The organism is Pseudomonas sp. TSO6, assembly GCF_056098905.1.
Window position 1 is genome coordinate 1 of record NZ_JBLZWV010000036.1, and the last position, 16039, is coordinate 16039.

Consider the following 16039-nt stretch of genomic DNA (forward strand, 5'->3'; position numbering starts at 1 on the left):
CCACAGGTACTGCGCATGACTCGAAGTCGATGCGTACGGTGTGGGAGCTGGCTTGCCGGCGATGAGGCCATGACAGGCCAGCTCCCACAGGTACTGCGCATGACTCGAAGTCGATGCGTACGGTGTGGGAGCTGGCTTGCCGGCGATGAGGCCATGACAGGCCAGCTCCCACAGGTACTGCGCATGACTCGAAGTCGATGCGTACGGTGTGGGAGCTGGCTTGCCGGCGATGAGGCCATGACAGGCCAGCTCCCACAGGTACTGCGCATGACTCGAAGTCGATGCGTACGGTGTGAGAGCTGGCTTGCCGGCGATGAGGCCATGACAGGCCAGCTCCCACAGGTACTGCGCATGACTCGAAGTCGATGCGTACGGTGTGGGAGCTGGCTTGCCGGCGATGAGGCCATGACAGGCCAGCTCCCACAGGTACTGCGCATGACTCGAAGTCGATGCGTACGGTGTGGGAGCTGGCTTGCCGGCGATGAGGCCATGACAGGCCAGCTACCGAGGATCAGGCAGCGGCGAACAGCTCGTTGGCAATCTGCGCCTGGGCAGCATCAATTGCCTGGCTCCGGTGTTCCGGGCCATAAGCCAGGCCATGAGCGCGGACGATTTCCAGGTCGGTGACTCCGATAAAGCCCAGGAACACTTTCAGGAAGTCTTCATGCCCGGCGCCAGTCGGCTGGCCAGCGTGCAGGCCACCGGCGGTGGACACCAGCACCACTTTCTTGTTGCCGCACAGGCCTTCCGGGCCCGCTTCGGTGTAGCGGAAGGTCTTGCCGGCAACGGCAACGCGGTCGATCCAGGCCTTGAGCTGGGTCGGCACGGTGAAGTTGTACATCGGCGCACCAATCACCACGGCATCAGCGGCCAGGAACTCTTCCAGGGTTTCCGCGCTCAGCTTGGCTTCGAACGCCTGGGCTGCATCGCGCATATCTTCAGGAGTACCTGCGGCCACCAGGGTGGCGGCAGAGAAGTGGGCGATGGCGTCGGCGGCCAGGTCGCGATACACCACTTCCACGCTCGGGTCGGCGGCTTTCCAGGCTTCGACCACTTCACGGCTCAGCTGGCGGGAGGCGGAATTGTCGCCCAGGATGCTCGAATCGATGTGCAACAGTTTCATGGGACTCTCCTGTGATTGAAGACCGCAGCGTTGGGCGATCACGATGGATAGAATCCTACCGGGATGAGTAATGGCTGATAAGTCGGCAAAAATGCGCTAGTTTGTCCCACACATGGAACAGTGAGACATTCCCATGCAAGACCTCAACGACCTTTTCTACTTTGCCCGCGTGGTCGAAGCCGGCGGGTTCGCCGCCGCCGGGCGTCAGTTGGGCATCCCCAAGTCGCGCCTGTCACGGCGTATTGCCGAACTGGAAGAACGCCTTGGCACCCGCCTGCTGCAACGCACAACCCGGCAACTGAAACTCACCGCGGTGGGCGAGCGCTACCTGCACCACTGCCAAGCCATGCTACTGGAGGCCGAAGCCGCCGATGAAGCCGTGGCCAGCATGAGCAGCGAGCCGCGCGGGCGCTTGCGGGTGTCTTGCCCGGTGGCGCTGGCGCATGCCTTCCTGCCGGATGTAATCAGCCGCTTTCTTGCCCAGTACCCGTTGGTGCAGCTGGACATGGTGCTGCTCAACCGCCGCGTCGACCTGATTTCCGAAGGCATCGACGTCGCGCTGCGCGTGCGAGACCTGGGTGATGAAGACCCGGCCCTGGTCACCCGCCGCCTGCGCCAGGCGCAGATGCAACTGGTGGCCGCGCCCGGTTTCGCCGACCACATCCGCGAACCGGGTGAGCTGGCGTCACTGCCGGTGCTAGGCGCCGCCGAAGCAGACCGGTTAGTACACTTCCGCCTGTTCGGCCCCCATGGTAAGCAGCAGGAAATCGCCCTGGAACCTCGCTTGGCCATCGACGATTTCGTAGTACGTAATGCTGCTGTACGGGCTGGACTCGGATTCACCGCCTTGCCCAGCATGTTTTGTGAAGAAGAACTGGAACGCGGCGAACTGGTGCGCCTGCTGCCAGACTGGTCACTGCCAGGCGGCTATCTGCAGGCGGTGTACCCGCATCGGCGCGGTGTACTGCCTGCGGTGCGGGTGTGGATCGATCACCTGGCAGCCTCATTCGAGGCCTGTGGAGAGCGGTATGTCTGAAAGGAAGATGAGCGAAGCCCAGGTGGCAGCGTTTTGCCTGAGCCTGCCGGGTGCACGTGAAGATTACAAATGGGGCGGCATTCGGGTGTTTTCGGTGGCGGGCAACAAGATGTTCGCGGTGCTCGACCTGGCAGGTGCCGGGCTGTCGTTCAAAGTGGCCGATGAGCTGTTTCTCGGCTACTGCGACCGCCCAGGGGTGCGGCCTGCGCCGTATCTGGCGCGGGCGCGGTGGATCAGCATGGCGCTGCCCTACCCCATGGGGCGTGACGAGCTGTGTGATTTGCTGCAGCGCTCGCACCAGCTGGTGGTGCGGCGGTTGCCCAAGCGGTTGCAGGTGGGTTTGTTGATCTAGTCAGCCTGTACTGGCCTCTTCGGGGGTTGCCCGCGAAGAGGCCGGTACAGGTAAACATCAATTGAAGGGCAGATAACGCCCTTCAAAAAACAGCCAGTCCGCCCAGAACACCTGGTGCACCAGCACAATCCCCCAGCACACCAACTGGAACGAAACCTTGCGGGTCTTGTGCCGAAACAGCTGTTGTGCCAGCAAGGCCCCAGGCCAGCCACCCAGTAATTCACTGGCGTGCAGCACTTTCTCGGGTGTACGCCAGGCCTGCGTACGCGCCTGCTGTTTATCCTGCCAATACAGCAACAGGCTGATCAGGCTCATCGCCGGGTACAGCGCCAACGGCCACCAGGTTTCATCGCTCCAGGCCATGCGCGCAGCCCCCAGGCCAGGCAACAGGCAAAGCAGGCCCAACAGCATCAGCTTCAGGCGCACATTGCGTACGCCTTCAGCCCGTTGCCCGCGCAATGCCTCAGCCATGTGCGGTGGACCAGTCAACCCAGCCGAACTGCCAGGTCGCGAGAATCAGCAGGCCGAAGACAATGCGATACCAGGCAAATGCCGCGTAGCTGTGGTTGGCAATGAACTTGAGCAACGCACGCACAGCGATCATGGCGAAAATGAACGAAGTCACGAAGCCAATGGCAAACACCGGCAAGTCACTGGGCTGGAACAGGTCCCGGTACTTGTAGCCCGAGTACACCGCCGCACCGACCATGGTCGGCATCGCCAGGAAGAACGAGAACTCGGTCGCCGCTTTGCGCGACAGGCCGAAGAGCAGGCCGCCGATAATGGTCGAGCCGGAGCGCGAAGTGCCAGGGATCATCGCCAGGCACTGGACAAACCCGATCTTCAGCGCATGACTCCAACGCATGTCATCCACATGGTCCACCTGCACGCTGTGGTCGCGACGCTCGGCCCAGAGCATGATGACCCCACCCACGACGAGCGCCGTCGCCACGGTGATCGGGTTGAACAGGTACTCGTGAATCAGGTCGGCGAACAGCACCCCCAACACCACCGCCGGCATGAACGCCAACAGCAGGTTGCCGGTAAAACGCCGTGCCTTGGGCTGGCTGGTCAGGCCGAACACCACTTCGAGAATCTTGCCGCGAAACTCCCACACCACCGCCAGGATCGCCGCCAGCTGGATAATGATGTTGAAAGCCATGGCCCGTTCGCCGCCAAAACCTATCAGGTCGGCGACGATAATCTGGTGCCCGGTACTGGAAATCGGCAGAAACTCCGTCAGCCCTTCAACCACGCCCAAGATGATTGCCTGGAAGGCAGTCCAAAAATCCATCATTCCCCCGGATGGAGCGCTGCTTGCTGCAGGCCCCTTGTTCTTGATTTGCTTGAAATTGCCGCACGCGGCCCGGCTGTTTTACAGCGACTGTTGGGCGCAACGCCAGTGGAAACGTTCACGGCGGCTAAAGGTTTCATCTTGCGCGGCCGAAATCCTAGCAGAGCGCCTTTGCATTCGCTTTACGAGACCTCCTGCAGACTATTACTAAGATATCACTTAGCCATTAGTCGAGTGGGGCCCTGGCGCAAAGCATGCTTGGATGCACCTCAATAAAAAGAACAATGCGGGAGCTCGTGGATGAAGACTCTAAGATCGATGTCGATCAGCCGTCGGCTGTGGCTGATCCTGGTGGTGGCAGTGGCCATGCTGGTGGTGCTGGGCCTGCTGATGCTGCGCCAGATCCACGGTGACCTGTACCAGGCCAAGGCCGAGAAAACCCGCCACGTGGTGCAGACGGCGGCCGGTGTACTGGCCTATTACCAAGGTCTGGAGGCGGCCGGCACACTCAGCCGCGAAGCTGCCCAGCAGCAGGCGCTGCAAGTGGTGCGGGCGCTGCGCTACGACCACGACGACTACTTCTGGATCAACGACCTGGGGCCCAGGATGATCATGCATCCGGCCAACCCCAAGCTCGACGGCCAGGACCTCTCGGCCATTCGCGACCCTGACGGCTTTGCCGTGTTCAACGAGATGGTCGCACTGGCCCGCCTGCAGGACGCCGGGCCGGTCAACTACCGCTGGCCCAAGCCCGGCGCCAGCGAGCCAGTGGCCAAGACTTCCTATATACAGCTGTTCAAGCCCTGGGGCTGGATCATCGGGTCTGGCGTGTACATTGATGATGTGCAGGCCGAATTCGCCCGCCAGCTGCGCGACGCCTCCCTGGTGGGCGTGGGCATCGCCCTGCTGATGGCGCTGGTGGTCTTGCTGATTGCCCGTAGCATCGCCCGCCCCTTGCAGGAGGCTGTGCAGGCCATGGGCAACATTGCCAGCGGCGAAAGCGACCTGACCCGGCGCCTGGACACCCACGGTCGTGACGAAATCACCCACCTGGGCGAGCACTTCAACCGCTTCAACGGCAAGCTGCAAGGTGTGGTCGGCCAGCTGCAGGGCGCCGCCCACGCATTGGCCCAATCCGCCGGGCATGTGGGTGACAATGCGGGTGCCGCACAACAGCACAGTGCCCAGCAATCGCTACAGATGGACCAAGTGGCCACTGCCGTGAACGAGGTGACGTACGCCGTGCAGGACGTGGCCAAGACCGCCGAACAGGCCGCCGGCGAAATGCGCACCGCGCAGCAGCAGGTAGCGCATGGCCAGCAAGCCATCCATGGCAGCCTGGCACAGATCGATCGGCTGTCGCTGACCATCGACCAGGCCGTGCAAGTGATCCGCGACCTGGCCGGGCACAGCACGCGCATCGGTGGCGTGCTGGAGGTAATCCGCTCCATCGCCGAGCAGACCAACCTGCTGGCGCTGAACGCAGCCATCGAGGCGGCACGGGCCGGCGAGCAAGGTCGCGGCTTTGCCGTGGTCGCCGACGAGGTGCGCCTGCTGGCCCAGCGCACAGCGCAGTCGACGGCCGAGATCCATACCATGATCGAGCACCTGCAAAGCCAGTCGCACGCGGCGGTCAAGGCCATCGACACCAGCAGCGAAGCCTCGCGCCAGACCGTCGAGCAAGCCCGCGAGGCCGGCGCCAGCCTGGATGCCATCAACCAGGTGCTGAACAACCTCACGGCCTTGAATGCATCCATCGCCAGTGCCACCTTGCAGCAGGCGCATGTGGTCGAAGAGATCAACCGCAACGTACTGGATACCGCCGGGTTGTCCCAGCAAACGGCCGACGCGGCACGCCAATCCAGTGATGCCGGGGCGGCGCTGGAGCAGTTGAGCGAGGAGCTGGAACAGTTGCTGCGGCAGTTCCGGGTCTAAGCCTTTGGACATCGACGCGGCCTTTGTAGGAGCGGCCTTGCGCCGCGAAAGGGCCGCAGCGCGGCCCCAGCAATCTATGTTTTGATGCCGAAATCCCGGGGCCGCTTTGCGGCCCTTTCCGACCGGTCCGGCGCCCCGGCAAGGCCGCTTCCACACTGTGCGCTACAACTTGGCCCAATGACCCGCTACAATCTCGCCCCTTCCCCGTAGCCTCCAAGGATCGCCGATGTCCGGCCTTGAACTCATCGCCGCCGTCCTCGGCGTCACCGCTGTCTGGCTAACGGTCAAACAGAACGCCTGGTGCTGGCCGATTGGCCTGGTCATGGTGCTGATCTATGGCTGGTTGTTCTTCGAAGTGAAGCTGTACTCGGGCATGCTGCTGCAACTGGCCTACGCCATCCTGCAACTGTACGGCTGGTGGCAATGGAAGCGCCCAGGCCACGCTGAAGACGCCCGCCAGGTCTCCCGGCTGCAACGCCCGGCACTGCTCAGTAGCCTGGCTGCCGGGCTGCTGTTGAGCGCAGCGTTGGGCGCGGCCATGGCCAACTGGACCGATGCCGCCCTGCCCTGGCTGGACGCCACCCTCACCGGCTTCAGCCTGGTAGCGCAACTGTGGATGGCCCAGAAGCGTCTGCAATGCTGGCCGCTGTGGGTAGTGGTAGACATCGTCTATGTAGGCCAGTACCTGCACCAGCAGCTGTATTTCACCGCAGGCTTCTTCGCCGTGCTTACCCTGATTGCCGTGCGCGGCTGGCTGGAATGGCGCCGTGACCCGGCGTTGGTGCAGCCATGAGCGCAGAGCAGGCCATGAAGATACTGGTGCTGTGCGGCCCGGAATCCAGTGGCAAGAGCTGGCTCAGTGGCGTCATCCAGGCGCATTTCGGCGGCGTGGTGGTGGCCGAGTATGTGCGCCACTTCATCGACCAGGAGTGCCGCGATACCTGCTACGCCGATATCCCCACCATCGCCCGCGGCCAGCTGGCCTGGGAGGACCGGGCCCGCGAGCAGGCTCCACCGCTGCTGATCCTCGACACTCACCTGCTCAGCAATATGCTCTGGAGCCACGCCTTGTTCGATGCCTGCCCGCCTTGGCTGGAACAGGCATTGCTTGCACGGCGTTACGACCTGCACCTGCTACTCAGCCCACAAGGTGTGGACTGGGTTGCCGATGGCCAGCGCAGCCAGCCCGACCTCAACGACCGCCAGCGCTTTTTCGACGACAGCCTGGCTTGGCTGAGGCGGCACCATCAGGCGTACCAGATACTTGAGGGCAATTGGCCACAGCGCCAATGGCTGGCCTTGCAAGCGGTTGCTACACTGCTTAATAGCCATGCGCCAGCATGCCCCACCGAGTGTTAAGCCTCTGAGACACACAGCTGGGGCAAAGCCCCCGAAAATGCGGGGGTTTCCCCCGCATCGGGGTCACTGTCAAGCCAGTGAAACACCCCTGCAAAAACCCTTCCAGTCATAGCCACTGCTGGCTTTGCCAGTAGTACCGGCGGCTACCTGTATCAACCCTGAGACAGAATACGCCGCAGATTCTCACCCGTTTGCTTTAACCCATTGATCTGCAAACGCTTCTCAAAAGCGGCACACCTTCTGCTCTGTTGTTCGCATCGCTGAACAGGCCAGCGCTCAAAGAAGGAGTTGCCGTCGTGAGGAAAAGTGACAAGCGCCTCTATCACCTCGTACTGGTGGGTTGTGTATGGGGGTCACTGAGCCTGACGGCCCAGGCGGATAACGGGATCATCATCATCAAGCGCGACGTTCAGGTGCGCAACGCGACCATCCCCCCCCTCATCCCTGACCCGAGCCCGACCACAGTCAACGCCAACCCTTCTGCCTACGTGCTCAAACAGACCAACGAATTGAGCGATGGCGACTTCGCAAGCATCAGCAGTGGCGCCGGGATCAGCAACATGATCACCCAGCAGACCAACAACCTGGGCGGCAACCTCGGCAATCAGAACCAACTACCCAACCTGTCAGGTGGTCGGGGCACAGGGGGATCGGGCAACGGGATCTCGAACATGGTCAACTCGAGTGTCCAGCGCGGGCTCGCGCCGTTGCAGATCCTGACTGGCGGGGGCAAGTGAGATGAAGCACATGCTGCTGATTCTGGCCACCCTTTGCAGTGCGCCAGCCCTCGCCGACTCGCTTGTTCCCGTCATCAATAACGCCAACATCGACAGCTCCGGCAGCCGCTACCAGGGCAACCTCTCTGTCAACCAGGCGGCTGGCGACAAACAGCAACAGGTCAATGCGCGCGCCATTGCCGTGGGGCCTGAAGCGAACGCCAGCACGCAGATCCGGCAACGGCTGAACACGCCGACCGACCCCGCGATGGATGCCCGCTCGACCATTCAGGGCAACGCCTTCAGCAACGGCAGTGGCGCACTGGGCGTCAACCAGAGCGCCGGGGCCAACACCCAGCAAGCCAACGCCCTGAGCATCACCCTCAGTGCTCAACCGCAAAGTATCGACGACAGCGTCCTCATGCAACAGAACGTGGCGCTGATCAACAACTCCGGAGCAACTGACATTCCAGCCGGCTATCGCCAGGTCACCACCAGTGACCAGGCCTTCACCGGTAGCCGTGGGGTGATCCAGTTGAACCAGAGTGCCGGGGTGGGAAACCGCATGGCCAACACCTTGAGCATCCGGGTCGCGGATTGACCCAATCAGTTAAGAACAACACTTAACCTAATAAAGTACGGAGAATCACCATGAAACCCTCGATGGCAATCAAGCCTCTGGTTTTCGCAATTGCTGCGGTCATGGCTGTTGCTGTACAAGCTGGGCAAAACGATCGGCGTAATGACCACCATAACGGCCACCATAACAATGGTCAGCATACGCCTCCACCCACCAAAATCCCTGTGTATGCAACGGCCAATGCTATAGACACCCAAAGCAGCACCCGTAACACCATCACCAACCAAGGCACCATCAACGAAGCCGAGATGAGCGACTCGGGCCAAGGTTCCAGCGGTAACGTTGGTGTCAACGTGGCGGCCGGTAACGGCAACCAGCAGGACAACGCCGCTGCCATTGCCAATGCTGGCGCCGATTCGAGCCTGGATAACAGCTTCGTGTTCGGTATGGCCGACGCGACTGCAGACGTTCAGCAAACCAGCAGGAACAACCGAGTCGACAACTGGTCGACCCAGTCGTCGGCAGTGATGAGCGGCTCGGCCAGTGGGGCTGAAGGCAATATCGGCATCAACGTGGCCGGTGGCGACCTCAACCAACAGAAAAACACCATGGCAATCGCCAACTCCAATGCACCATTGGGTAATGCCACTGCCACCGCCTCTGCCAACCAGGATGGTCCTGGCCTGACCGTGAACAATGGTGCTGACCGCACCTATCGCGTCGACACGATCACCATTACCACCTCGGCAAGTGGTTCGGCCTCGCGTGATGGCACGTTCAACTCGACTGACGACCGCAGCTCGTCGTCGAGCTTCAGCGTGGCCGGCTCGCAAAGCGCCAGCAACAGTGGTTCGAGCGGCTGGAACTCCAGCGGTTCGAGCAGCTCGAACGCCAGCGGCTCCAACAGTTCCAGTGCAAGTGGCTCCAACAGCTGGGGCCTGAGCGGCTCAGCCAGTGGCAGCAACAGCTCGTCGAGCAGTGCCAATCTGAACGCTTCGCTGGATGCAGCCGCCAACGCTACGCGTACGCTCACCACCGATGATGGCCGTCGCGAGCGCACCCGCTCCAGCACCTTCGACGGTTCGCTCAGTGCATCGCTGGATGTATCGGTCGACAAGTCGCACGAAAGTGCATACGACTCGTCGTTCGAAAAAGCATTCGACTCCAACTACGACAAGTCGCGTGAATCGTCGTACGACAAGTCCAAAGAGTCTTCGTACACCAAGTCTCACGACTCTTCGTACGAGAATGCTTCGGCGTCTGAGTTCTCGAAGTCTGGCGAGAAATCAAAACAATCCTCGAACGACGTTTCGAAGAGCTACAGCGAAAGCAGCGCTTACGACTTGAGCAATACCGTGTCCTTCCAAGTGCTGACCCCGACCGGCTGGGCCAACCCTGTTACCAATACTGCAACCCTTAGCGGTTCGGTAAACGGTGGCAGCGGCAACCTGGGCGTGAACGTGGCAGCCGGTGTGGGCAACCAGCAGAGCAACTCGCTGGCCATCTCCAACACCTCGTTCTAAACGCTGCGCTTGAGGCCCCCTTCGGGGGGCCTTTCTTCAACACACCGTAAGGCGTCCGATCATGCGTATTTTCGCCTTGGCGTTTTTGCTGTGCCTGGCCAGCGTGAGCGAAGCTGCACAAATGCCGCTGTCCGTCCTGCCGGGCGGCGCCGTGGTGTTCAAACCCATCCAGAGCGTGCGCGAACGCAAGTTTGCCGACCTGGTGCAACAAAAAACCGACTTCAGCTGCGGCGCCGCCGCACTGGCCACCATCCTGCGCCAGGCTTACTGGCTGGATGTGGACGAACATCAAATCATCGAAGGCATGCTGGCCCACGCCGACCAGGACCTGGTGCGCACGCAGGGCTTCTCGATGCTCGACATGAAACGCTACGTCGAAAGCTTAGGGATGCGTGCCCGCGGTTACCGGGTAGCGCCCGACACCCTTCACAGCGTGCGTATCCCGGTCGTGGTGCTGATGGATGTGCGTGGCTACAAGCACTTTGTAGTCATGCAGAAAGTCGACAAAGGCTGGGTGTACGTCGGTGACCCAGTACTGGGCCATAGACGCTACAAAGTCGAAGACTTCCTCAAAGGCTGGAACGGCATCATCTTCGCCGTGATTGGCCAGGGTTACGACAAGAACAACATCCTGCTCGACCCGCCCCTTCCGCTGACCGCCAAGGGCCGGGTGGACACCTTCACCCCCGTGAAGGACAACGAGCTGCTGGACTTCGGCTTTATCAAAAGCGACTTCTTCTAACGACTGTTCTAATGACAAGGAGCATGATGCTCCAGGGAGCATTTCATGAAGACTTCTTTGTGGCTGGCCATGGCGTGCCTGGCTGCCAGCCTGCCAAGCCACGCCGAGGCGTTGAAACCCATTGAACTGAAGGACCAGGAGCTGGCGAACCTGCGTGGCCGCTACGTGATGCCGGGACGCATCGTCAGCTTCGGCATCGTCATGAGCAGCACCTGGCAAAACGCCAAGGGCGACGTGATCGGGGCAACGTCCACGCTGCAGGTTCAGCAGTCGACCATCAAGCCCCAGTTCTATGTATCGATGATTGATGAAAAAGGTACAGGTACGGCGCCGGGCAGTGCGCCTTCTGCCGGGACTGGCGTGATCACGGGCGGCAATGGCCTTGCCACTACCGAGGGTGTGACCCAGGTGGTACGTGCGGCCGGTGACAACAACGCAGCCTACAACAACGTCGATATCAACGTCACCAAGGCCAACCAGGCCCCCGCCGTGCAACAGCAGGGCCAGGTGCTGGCCGCCGGCCAGACCCTGGTCGGGGAAAACGGCGCAGGCGCGCTCAGTGTGTCTTCCAGCGGTGTAGGTGTGCAGCTCAACATCAATGCCAGCAACAACCAGGGCAGCAGCGTGCAACGCCTGGCCCAGGGGGGCCTGATGCAGAACTCGACATTGCTCGGCAACGGCAACCGGGTCAGCAACATGACATCCTTGAATGTCGTCATGCGCGAGAACGTGCCGACAGCGGCTTCGCTCAACGGCAGCCTCGACCAGCTCAAAGGTCTTCGCACCTTCGGATACTGATCTACGCTCAGTCTCATCAAAAGTAGTTGGAAGGGACGGCAACTCCATGTACCGATCTTTTACGCTCAGAGCTTTTGTGTGTTTGACTACCTTGGCACCCACAGCACTCTACGCAGCCGCCGACCCACAGGTCGAAGCGCTGAAACAGGAACTGATCGAACTCAAACGCCGTTACGAGGCCCAGCAACAGGCGCTGATGGTACTTGAACAGCGCGTGCGCCAGGTCGAGGAGGCCCCAGCAACAGCGCCGCCCAAACGCCTGGTCAAGTCCCCCGCCGAGGGGGTCAAAGGTGCGCAGACCGTCGCCTCAGGCGCGCCAGGCACCACAGGCAGCTCGTACGGCCAGGCGCTGACGGCCGATTCCCAGCCGGCGCAAAGCGTTTCCAACCTGTATGACGAGGCCAGCGGATTCTTTGGCGGTGGCAAGTTCAGCTTCGAAACGGGTGTCACCTACACCCATTACGATACCCGTGCGCTGACGCTCAATGGCTTCCTGGCACTGGATTCGATCTTCCTCGGCAGTATCAACCTTGACCGGATCAAGGCCGACAACTGGACCCTGGACATGACCGCGCGCTACAACCTGGCGCAGCGCTGGCAGTTCGACATCAACGTGCCCGTGGTGTATCGCGAATCGACCTACTCTTCCGGCGGTGCGGGAGGCGCCGGGGCGACCACCTCCGATGCAACCGTCACCCGCGACCCGGAAATCGGCGATATCAACGTTGGCGTGGCCTACAAGTTCCTCGACGAGGACGAGACCTGGCCTGACGCGGTTGCCACCCTGCGGGTCAAGGCGCCGACCGGCAAGGACCCATATGGCATCAAGCTGCGCGAAGTAGACGGCAACAACAACCTGGCAGTGCCGGACAGCCTGCCGACCGGCAACGGCGTGTGGTCGATCACGCCGGGCATCTCGCTGGTCAAGACCTTCGACCCGGCCGTGCTGTTCGGCAGCCTGTCGTACACCTACAACATGCAGGACTCGTTCAGCGATATCAGCCCACAGGTCAACAGCAAGGTGCCGGGTGACGTGAAGCTTGGCGACTCCTGGCAGATTGGCGGCGGTATTGCCTTTGCCCTGAACGAAAAGATGAGCATGTCGTTCTCGGTGTCTGACCAGTTCGCCCGCAAGAGCAAGATCAAACCCGATGGCGGCGACTGGCAATCGATCTCCAACAGTGATTACAACGCGGCCAACTTCAACGTGGGCTTGACCTTCGCCGCCACCAACAACCTGACCATCGTGCCCAACCTGTCCATTGGTCTGACCGATGATGCGCCAGACTTTTCCTTCAGCCTGAAATTCCCCTACTACTTCTGACACTTGCCCTCGGCCGGGCCCGCTAGCGCGGGCCCCGCTTTTGGTTACCAGCCTTGTAGCAAACCGCTTTCCCTTCCCCGGCCTGTTATCATCAAGCACAGATGCATGACGATTTAATGGCAAAAGGGAAGTTTTTGTGAAGAACCTGTCAGACCACCCACGTACCCGGCTTGCCGCGTTGGCAACCCTGGTACTGGTGATCCCGCTGGGTACGCGCGCCATGCTGGGCTGGTCCAACCCGCTCGGTTACCTGTCCGACCTCGCTCTTGGCAGCCTGCTGATAGTGCTGCTGCACCGTCGGCCATGGTGGCTGGCCCTGCCCGTGCTGCTGGCCTGGGCAGCCCTGTGGGTGGCTTCAGCCGAGTTGGTAAGCGCCGTGGGCCGGTTACCCACCAGCGCCGACCTGACCTACCTGGTCGACCCGCAGTTCATGGAGAATTCAACCGGTGGCGGCCTGGCCCACGCCTGGCTGCCCTTGACCATGGGTGCCGGCCTGCTGGCGTGGCTGGGCACCGCCTGGCGCAGCCGCAGCCAGCGCAGCATGCCGCTGCCACGTACGGCCTGGGCCATTCCGGTAGTGCTGTTCGGTGCCCATTGGGGTAGCCAGCAGCTGGCACCTAGCGACGCCGACCAGTGGCGCCAATACAACCTCACCCACCAACTGATGTCAGCCGGGGTCGGCAGCCTGGAGCGCACGCTCGAAGGCTTGATGGGCCGTACGCAAACGTTCACACCGCTGGCCAGCAGCGGCCTGACCCAATCCGACCTGCACGGGCAGCGGCTGCTGGCCGGGCCAGGCAGCGCTCGCAACCTGCTGGTCATCACCGTGGAGGGCATCCCTGGTGCCTACCTGCGGCCCAACCGCCAGGCCCTGCACAGCCGCTTTGACGAAGATCTGATGCCCAAGGTCAGTCAATGGGCCGAGCGAGGCATGAATACCCCGGATTATGTGCTGCATACCCACCAGACCATCCGCGGCCTGTACGCGATGCTGTGCGGTGATTACGACAAGCTGGCCAATGGCACGCCAAAGGGCGTAGAGCTGCTGACGCAGAACGAACGCAACCAGGCCTGCCTGCCAGCGCAACTGCGCCAGGCCGGCTTCACCACCCACTACCTGCAAGGTGCCGGCCTGCGCTTCATGGCCAAGGACCGCATCATGCCGCATATCGGCTTCGACTCGGTGCATGGCCTGGAGTGGTTCCGCAACAAGAACTACCTGGACTTCCCCTGGGGCAAGGATGACCGGGCCTTCTTCGAAGGTGCCCTGGACTACGTCGGCCAGCTACAGAAACAAGACAAACCGTGGATGCTGACCCTGCTCACCGTGGGTACCCACCAGCCGTACTCCGCGCCAGCCGAATATCTGGAGCGCTATGACACGCCAAAACAGGCAGCTGTCGCCTACCTGGATGACGCGCTCGGGGCCTTCCTCGACAACCTCGAACGCCAGGGCGTACTCAAGGACACTCTAGTGGTGGTGACCTCAGACGAGTCCCATGGTATCGACGGCGTGCGCCTAGCCTCGTCCTGGGGCTTCAACCTCACCCTGGCGCCGGAGCAGGCGCAGCTGCCGGGTATCAAACGCGGCACCTATGGCCATATCGACCTGGCCACCTCCGTGCTCGACTACTTTGCGCTACCCATTCCCATGGCGCTTGGCGGCCGCTCGCTGTACCGCGACTACGACACCGGCCGCGAGCTGATTTCCTACACCAACGGCATGCTGCGTTACCACAACGGCCAGGGCGTGTTCACAGAGTGTGACTTCCAGCAGCGCTGCCGACGGTACGCCAGCGAAGGCTTCATTGCCGATCAGGCCCGCTACCTGGGCCCGGGCGACAGCCTGCTCGGCCAGCAGATCGGCGCCCTGGCCGGGGTGCTCGACCAGTCACTGCTGCAAACCCCGCTCAACCTGCGCTACCAGTTCGGCGGCCCTTCGCCGATCAAGTTGCGCAAGCGTATTAACGATGACTGGGCTGACAACCTGATCGGCGCCCAGTACCTGGAAATGCCGCAAGGCTCGCATACCCGGGTGCGGGTCAAGGTTCGCTCGCTGGACCCCAAGCGTGTGGCCTACATCCAGCTCAAGGCCAAGCAACTGGAGCAGGATGTACCGTTGGGCCTGCCTGCTGAAGTGAAGGTCACCGCCGACGAGCCGCTGGAAATGGAGTTCAGCTTTGACAACCCGACCGAGCGCAAAGCGTTTTCCTTCCACTTGCTGGGCTACGGCGGCGGCAAGGTGGAGGTCAGTGACTTCAGCGTGATCACCGCGCTGCCCGGCGAGGAAGACCCAGCGGATGAACTGACCGAGGGGCATATCGCCCATTCGGGCTGAGCGCCTTACCGCTCATCAGCCGGCCACCAGTGCCTGTCGATTCGACCTGAGCGTGCTCGACTAGTGTGTGAATCCCCCAGCGTGGAGACAGCACCATGAGCACAAGCGAAAGCAGGCACCCGGTGGTTTCACGTAGCCAGTGGCTGGCGGCCCGCCAGCAACTGTGGCTGCACGAAAAAGCCTTTACCCACCACCGCGACGCGCTGGCAGCAGCCCGCCGCGCCCTGCCCTGGGTCAAGGTCGAGCACGACTATCAGTTTCAGGGGCCGGAGGGCGGGCTGAGCCTGGCCGACCTGTTTGCGGGGCGCAGCCAGTTGTTGCTTTACCACTTCATGTTCGTCGAGGGCTGGAGCGAAGGCTGCCCCGGCTGCTCGTTCCTGGCCGACCATTTTGACGGTGCCAACCTGCACCTGGCTCACCACGACGTGTCGCTGGTGGCGGTATCGCGGGCACCTTACGCCGAGTTCCAGGCGTTCCGCCGGCGCATGGACTGGCAGTTCCCCTGGTACTCGTCACACGGCAGCGGGTTCAACGAAGACTTTGGCGTCAGTGTCGGCAGCGAGGGTGAACGGCAGTACAACTATGAGCCGTATGACGGCAGTGAAAGCGAACTGCCCGGCTTGAGTGCATTCTACCGCGAAGCAGATGGCAGCGTGTACCACACCTACTCGACCTATGCCCGCGGGCTGGACATTCTGGTCAATACCTACAACTTCCTCGACATTGCGCCACTGGGGCGCAACGAAAGCGGAACCATGGACTGGGTGCGGCACCATGATCGCTATGAAGGGCAGCCAGACAAGCCACCCTGCTGCCACAGCTAGTCCACGCCACGTGCACAGTCGCTGAAGGTTGCGCGATCACTGTGGGAGCGGCCTTGTGTCGCGATAGGGCCGCAAAGCGGCCCCAGGGTATCAGC

At 61.9% G+C, this 16039-nt stretch carries 16 protein-coding genes; 13 read left to right on the forward strand and 3 right to left on the reverse strand.

Annotated elements, in window-relative coordinates; all coding sequences use genetic code 11:
- Window positions 1-511: 511 nt before the first annotated feature.
- Window positions 512-1123, reverse strand: a complete 612-nt coding sequence (locus ACN6NG_RS15975; RefSeq protein ID WP_049277030.1) for an FMN-dependent NADH-azoreductase — start codon at window positions 1121-1123, stop codon at window positions 512-514.
- A gap of 133 nt (window positions 1124-1256) precedes the next feature.
- On the opposite strand from ACN6NG_RS15975, the gene ACN6NG_RS15980 reads away from it, so the two are divergent.
- Entirely contained in the window at window positions 1257-2159 is a 903-nt protein-coding gene (locus tag ACN6NG_RS15980; protein ID WP_059395505.1) for a LysR substrate-binding domain-containing protein, read from the forward strand.
- Window positions 2152-2511 carry an MmcQ/YjbR family DNA-binding protein gene (locus tag ACN6NG_RS15985; protein ID WP_028613769.1) on the forward strand — a complete coding sequence of 120 codons (360 nt, stop codon included), beginning with the start codon at window positions 2152-2154 and terminating at the stop codon, window positions 2509-2511. The genes ACN6NG_RS15980 and ACN6NG_RS15985 overlap by 8 nt, the downstream gene beginning before the upstream one ends.
- A 57-nt stretch (window positions 2512-2568) precedes the next feature.
- Here the strand turns inward: ACN6NG_RS15985 and ACN6NG_RS15990 are convergent, their stop codons facing one another.
- Window positions 2569-2982 (reverse strand): DUF1294 domain-containing protein, encoded by a 414-nt coding sequence (locus ACN6NG_RS15990; RefSeq protein WP_197899512.1) that lies wholly within the window; start codon window positions 2980-2982, stop codon window positions 2569-2571.
- Window positions 2975-3805 (reverse strand): undecaprenyl-diphosphate phosphatase, encoded by an 831-nt coding sequence (locus ACN6NG_RS15995; RefSeq protein WP_049273419.1) that lies wholly within the window; start codon window positions 3803-3805, stop codon window positions 2975-2977. The genes ACN6NG_RS15990 and ACN6NG_RS15995 overlap by 8 nt, the downstream gene beginning before the upstream one ends.
- Window positions 3806-4105: 300 nt before the next feature.
- Here ACN6NG_RS15995 and mcpP point away from each other — a divergent pair, with 300 nt between their 5' ends.
- From mcpP to ACN6NG_RS16050, 11 genes are all read left to right on the forward strand, one after another.
- Window positions 4106-5740 carry a methyl-accepting chemotaxis protein McpP gene (gene mcpP, locus ACN6NG_RS16000; RefSeq protein WP_474314985.1) on the forward strand — a complete coding sequence of 545 codons (1635 nt, stop codon included), beginning with the start codon at window positions 4106-4108 and terminating at the stop codon, window positions 5738-5740.
- Between the two features lie 226 nt (window positions 5741-5966).
- The gene (gene pnuC / locus ACN6NG_RS16005; protein ID WP_028613765.1) at window positions 5967-6533 is read left to right on the forward strand and encodes a nicotinamide riboside transporter PnuC; all 567 of its coding nucleotides are present in this window, start codon (window positions 5967-5969) and stop codon (window positions 6531-6533) included.
- Window positions 6530-7099 (forward strand): AAA family ATPase, encoded by a 570-nt coding sequence (locus ACN6NG_RS16010; RefSeq protein ID WP_063423958.1) that lies wholly within the window; start codon window positions 6530-6532, stop codon window positions 7097-7099. The genes pnuC and ACN6NG_RS16010 overlap by 4 nt, the downstream gene beginning before the upstream one ends.
- A gap of 296 nt (window positions 7100-7395) precedes the next feature.
- Window positions 7396-7836 carry a hypothetical protein gene (locus ACN6NG_RS16015; protein WP_063423957.1) on the forward strand — a complete coding sequence of 147 codons (441 nt, stop codon included), beginning with the start codon at window positions 7396-7398 and terminating at the stop codon, window positions 7834-7836.
- Window position 7837: 1 nt separating this feature from the next.
- A complete protein-coding gene (locus ACN6NG_RS16020) occupies window positions 7838-8416 on the forward strand; it encodes an autotransporter adhesin (protein WP_049273410.1) in 579 nt (192 codons plus the stop codon).
- A gap of 50 nt (window positions 8417-8466) precedes the next feature.
- The gene (locus ACN6NG_RS16025; protein ID WP_049273408.1) at window positions 8467-9918 is read left to right on the forward strand and encodes a hypothetical protein; all 1452 of its coding nucleotides are present in this window, start codon (window positions 8467-8469) and stop codon (window positions 9916-9918) included.
- Window positions 9919-9979: 61 nt separating this feature from the next.
- Window positions 9980-10660 carry a C39 family peptidase gene (locus ACN6NG_RS16030; protein ID WP_049273407.1) on the forward strand — a complete coding sequence of 227 codons (681 nt, stop codon included), beginning with the start codon at window positions 9980-9982 and terminating at the stop codon, window positions 10658-10660.
- 45 nt (window positions 10661-10705) lie between these two features.
- Entirely contained in the window at window positions 10706-11458 is a 753-nt protein-coding gene (locus tag ACN6NG_RS16035; RefSeq protein ID WP_197899510.1) for a hypothetical protein, read from the forward strand.
- Between the two features lie 46 nt (window positions 11459-11504).
- Entirely contained in the window at window positions 11505-12782 is a 1278-nt protein-coding gene (locus ACN6NG_RS16040; protein ID WP_063423955.1) for a hypothetical protein, read from the forward strand.
- A gap of 136 nt (window positions 12783-12918) precedes the next feature.
- On the forward strand, window positions 12919-15120 hold the full coding sequence (locus ACN6NG_RS16045) for an LTA synthase family protein (RefSeq protein WP_474314990.1): 2202 nt from the start codon (window positions 12919-12921) through the stop codon (window positions 15118-15120).
- A 95-nt stretch (window positions 15121-15215) separates the two neighbouring features.
- Window positions 15216-15944, forward strand: a complete 729-nt coding sequence (locus tag ACN6NG_RS16050) for a DUF899 domain-containing protein (protein WP_474314993.1) — start codon at window positions 15216-15218, stop codon at window positions 15942-15944.
- The last annotated feature ends 95 nt before the right edge of the window (window positions 15945-16039 follow it).

Bases quoted from the DNA above. Each gene is read 5' to 3' on its own strand.
- ACN6NG_RS15975 (WP_049277030.1), bottom strand. From the start codon at position 1,123: ATGAAACTGTTGCACATCGATTCGAGCATCCTGGGCGACAATTCCGCC.
- ACN6NG_RS15980 (WP_059395505.1), top strand. From the start codon at position 1,257: ATGCAAGACCTCAACGACCTTTTCTACTTTGCCCGCGTGGTCGAAGCC.
- ACN6NG_RS15985 (WP_028613769.1), top strand. From the start codon at position 2,152: ATGTCTGAAAGGAAGATGAGCGAAGCCCAGGTGGCAGCGTTTTGCCTG.
- ACN6NG_RS15990 (WP_197899512.1), bottom strand. From the start codon at position 2,982: ATGGCTGAGGCATTGCGCGGGCAACGGGCTGAAGGCGTACGCAATGTG.
- ACN6NG_RS15995 (WP_049273419.1), bottom strand. From the start codon at position 3,805: ATGGATTTTTGGACTGCCTTCCAGGCAATCATCTTGGGCGTGGTTGAA.
- mcpP (WP_474314985.1), top strand. From the start codon at position 4,106: ATGAAGACTCTAAGATCGATGTCGATCAGCCGTCGGCTGTGGCTGATC.
- pnuC (WP_028613765.1), top strand. From the start codon at position 5,967: ATGTCCGGCCTTGAACTCATCGCCGCCGTCCTCGGCGTCACCGCTGTC.
- ACN6NG_RS16010 (WP_063423958.1), top strand. From the start codon at position 6,530: ATGAGCGCAGAGCAGGCCATGAAGATACTGGTGCTGTGCGGCCCGGAA.
- ACN6NG_RS16020 (WP_049273410.1), top strand. From the start codon at position 7,838: ATGAAGCACATGCTGCTGATTCTGGCCACCCTTTGCAGTGCGCCAGCC.
- ACN6NG_RS16025 (WP_049273408.1), top strand. From the start codon at position 8,467: ATGAAACCCTCGATGGCAATCAAGCCTCTGGTTTTCGCAATTGCTGCG.
- ACN6NG_RS16030 (WP_049273407.1), top strand. From the start codon at position 9,980: ATGCGTATTTTCGCCTTGGCGTTTTTGCTGTGCCTGGCCAGCGTGAGC.
- ACN6NG_RS16035 (WP_197899510.1), top strand. From the start codon at position 10,706: ATGAAGACTTCTTTGTGGCTGGCCATGGCGTGCCTGGCTGCCAGCCTG.
- ACN6NG_RS16040 (WP_063423955.1), top strand. From the start codon at position 11,505: ATGTACCGATCTTTTACGCTCAGAGCTTTTGTGTGTTTGACTACCTTG.
- ACN6NG_RS16050 (WP_474314993.1), top strand. From the start codon at position 15,216: ATGAGCACAAGCGAAAGCAGGCACCCGGTGGTTTCACGTAGCCAGTGG.